Here is a 3,532-nt window from a genome sequence, read left to right on the forward strand (position 1 = left end):
AATAAGACCAGTCCCAGTATCAACCAACCCCTTCAGAAAATCAGAATCCATTACTGCTTGAGATAATCCCTGAAAAGCAGTTTGAAATTGCTGTACTTTTCCTTCAAGACTTTGAAGCCATTCCTCTTGCTTCGCATATGCTGAACCAGTGGAATATATGGATGATTGTAGTGCATTTTGTGCTTGTGACATATTGCCTAACAAAGCAGATACATTATCCCCATTTTGGCTTCCACCTAATACATCAAGTAGTTTAACTTGATTTTTATTACTCATACTATCCCAAACAGCAGAGATATCCTTCATAATTTGATAGGTTGACTTATACGTGCTTTCCGTATCATCTGTAAAGATACTAATTCCACTTGGTGTACTTGCGGTTGCTGTTAATTGAGCGATAGAAGTAGTGAGTTCTGCTATATTTTTGCTATATGCCCCTGTTTCCTCATCATATCCACGAAGTTGCATTGCCAAACTATTCAATGCGTCACCAGACTCACTTGCACTGTGCGTTACTTCGGACATAGCTGTAATCATAGCTAATGTTTCATCAATGCTGTTTCCTGTTGAAGCAAGAGTGGAAGCAGACTCGGATAATGCAGCTCCCAAATCCGTACTTGAAACAGCGTATTGACTGCCTAAAACACTTAATTTATCAATGATTTGAATGCTGTCGGTAGCTTCTATGTTAAATCTTTTGTGTTATATAAAGTACGCAAAACTTTATAAATTACTAAGTATTTTTATTTAGACGGGATTACTTAGTAATAGCTTATATTTTCATATAAGAACAGACCATTTCTTCATCTCCACCATTACGTGCTGAGAGTATACCTTTTCGATTTAAGGGGATTTCACCCACGCCATTTGCAATTGCGCCCTACGATTATTGTTTTGGATATTCGGGATTTCCACCCTTATTCCCAAGAGCAATCGCGCTCTAGTCCAAAACTCGACATGAATCTGGTCGTTGAACATTTACCCTCGTCTCAAGTACCGTATGGTCTACGGAATACGTTAGGGTACTTTGCTGCATGAACAGCCAATCCTTACGTTGTAAAACCTTCATAATCTGGTTTCCCGATTATTGTGGTGTAAGGCTCTAAGGCATTACCTGCAATTAAATATATTCTATATACATGTTTCCATGTATTAAGGCATGTATGTTTGCCTTCATTGCTGTAAGCATATTGTTTATAGCGGTATCGTCATCAATTCCACTAATATTGGAATAAATAGAAGAGTACTCACCGAGTTTTGCGCTGTCATCAAGGGAGAAGCCTAATTTCACCCAGTTTGTAGTTTGCTCTACTAAACTAGAAACAGAGCGTCCGAGTTCTTGGGCTTTTGAAGTTGCACCATTGAGGAATTGATCATACTTGGTACTTGTTTCATCTGTTACCATATGCAGACTTGTCATTGCAGTATCGATATCATAGATAGAACTTACCATATCCCTTATTATATCTTCTGAGGAGGGAATGATAGAACTAGCGCTAGGAAATTCTAAAAGTGTGTCAACTGCATCCTGTAGGAAACCACCAAATGAATTTGAAGATTGTCCAGTGCCTGCTATTTGGTTTGAAATGTCGCTAAGTCCATCTAGTACATCACTAAAATCAACATCACTACAATTTTCCAGAGAATCGCATACGTTATCTATTTCGGGAGATAAGTCTTTGGCAGCAGAGGTTAATTGTTTGAAATCGGAAATTTGATTTTTTAAAGCATTTTTATGTGACAAAGTAGTAATTATGTTATTTAGATTACCAAGAGAACCCTGTGCCTGTTCTGCCTGCTCATCAACCGCTTTTATTTGCTTCTCCAAATCACTAAATTCAGAAGCTAACCCCTTGCTTGATGATGTATCGATAGAAGAAAGCGTTGAACTCAAGTCTTTTGTTCTTTTTTCAGCTTCATATACGGATACATTATATTGTTCTAATTGAGCCTTTAACTTTGCTATCTGAGCAGAGTATGCACTGTCATTAATAGAAAATTGAATTGCACCTGTTTTCTCGAATTTCTTTTGTGCTTTTTCAGCTTTTTTAATAGTTCTATCAAGTTCAGCTTGTAGCCGTCGTTCATCCTTAATTACTTGACTAATAGCCCTTTTTATTGCCTTATCATTAATTGCTATATCTATCCCAGTAACATTCTTAAGCTCTTTTTCCAACTCAGGAACAACTTTTTTGACCGCTTTTAATAACTCTTTTTTATTTAAATCGGCAGTTAAATGTAAAGGATATTTATCCAAACGTTTTTGAATTTTGTCGATGTCTGATTTTCCAATACCGCTTGAATCTAAAACTGCCTGTAATACTATTTGGGAGCTATTCATTTCATTCAACATCTCCTTTCGCTTTTTTGTTGTAATAGGGAATTGCGAAATTTTCGATATATTTGACTACTTCGCAATTCCCTATTCACTCTTATTATCTTCATGAACCAATTTCGCTATCACACTAACAAATTCCTTCTGGAGTTCTTCCATAGGAACATCTTTCAGAGTCGTGTATAAGTTCCCTGCCAATTTAATAATGCTTTCTTTTTCTCTTACTACATTCTCGACCATTGTGAGAAATGCAAGTTTTAGTTTCCATTCTTTATATTTCATTTTTATAAGTGTAATCATTGTTTTCGTTCCTCCTTTTATATACAGTGATTTTTCTATAAATTAAACTCGCCATCTTTTAAAGACTCGTGATATTTTTCACGAATATAATGAATGCTTTCGTTTACAAGACCGTTTTCCTGACCGATGTTTTCTAATATGTTTTCATATTTCTCGTATACTTTGAAGATATAATCATAATTTTCTCGCGAGATTTTTTTCCCGTTGGATAAGTCTGTACTGAAATTTAGAATGGATAATCGGTAATCGTTGATTTCTTTATCGATAAACATGGAAGTCAGTTTTTCTAGATCGTTTCGAATCATATCGTCATGGCGGATGGACTGTTCGACACTTTCGGTATAGTCTTTTTGCAAAGCATCAAGATTCTGAGCAGTTTTTATCAAGAGTTCGTGATCTTCATTCTTATTACGAACCCATTTAACAGGTTTTCCAATAACTTCTGAAAGTTTTCCAATGACAGTAGCGATTGAAACAGTAGCAGTAATTATAATGAAAACTCCAAATAGAACGGAGATGATATCAAGCTCTAATAAGTTCGTTATTGCGTCCATTCATATATGTCACCCCTTTTATGTCAATTCATGATTTCTCCATTTTTCAAAAAATGGTTCACTTTTTGAACGAGAAAACACGTAAACTAATTTATCGTTATATCCTGCTTCTAAACGAATTGGTTGTAATCCGTTTTTTATATACAAATACGCTTGTCGCGGATTTACGATTTTTATTTCATCTAAGTGATTGTCAATTACAATCATTTCTTCTTTCAAAATAACACTCCTCACTTTGCGTAAAAAAAGGGAATATACAAAAATAAATTAATGTATATTCCCTTGGAATTATCTCAATACACTAATCATCATCATAATTGTTTAAACATTTACAAATTACACT

Annotated in this window: 5 protein-coding genes; all 5 read right to left on the reverse strand. The window is 35.1% G+C overall.

The genetic code is table 11. From position 1 onward, the window contains the following. The coding region (locus RMR19_RS21750) for a phage tail tape measure protein (RefSeq protein ID WP_310605616.1) at nt 1–687 on the reverse strand (687 nt) is incomplete at its 3' end. 433 nt (nt 688–1,120) lie between these two features. Then, a complete protein-coding gene (locus RMR19_RS21755; RefSeq protein WP_310605612.1) occupies nt 1,121–2,353 on the reverse strand; it encodes a hypothetical protein in 1,233 nt (410 codons plus the stop codon). Nucleotides 2,354–2,422: 69 nt separating this feature from the next. Next, nucleotides 2,423–2,635, reverse strand: coding sequence for a hypothetical protein (locus tag RMR19_RS21760; RefSeq protein ID WP_310605613.1), 213 nt, complete (start codon nt 2,633–2,635; stop codon nt 2,423–2,425). Nucleotides 2,636–2,670: 35 nt separating this feature from the next. Then, nucleotides 2,671–3,189 (reverse strand): hypothetical protein, encoded by a 519-nt coding sequence (locus tag RMR19_RS21765; protein ID WP_310605614.1) that lies wholly within the window; start codon nt 3,187–3,189, stop codon nt 2,671–2,673. A gap of 18 nt (nt 3,190–3,207) precedes the next feature. Continuing rightward, on the reverse strand, nt 3,208–3,408 hold the full coding sequence (locus tag RMR19_RS21770; RefSeq protein WP_310605615.1) for a hypothetical protein: 201 nt from the start codon (nt 3,406–3,408) through the stop codon (nt 3,208–3,210). Nucleotides 3,409–3,532: the final 124 nt, after the last annotated feature.

Origin of the sequence: Anaerosporobacter sp., assembly GCF_031551385.1 — a bacterium.
In the GTDB taxonomy this organism is placed as follows: domain Bacteria; phylum Bacillota; class Clostridia; order Lachnospirales; family Lachnospiraceae; genus Anaerosporobacter.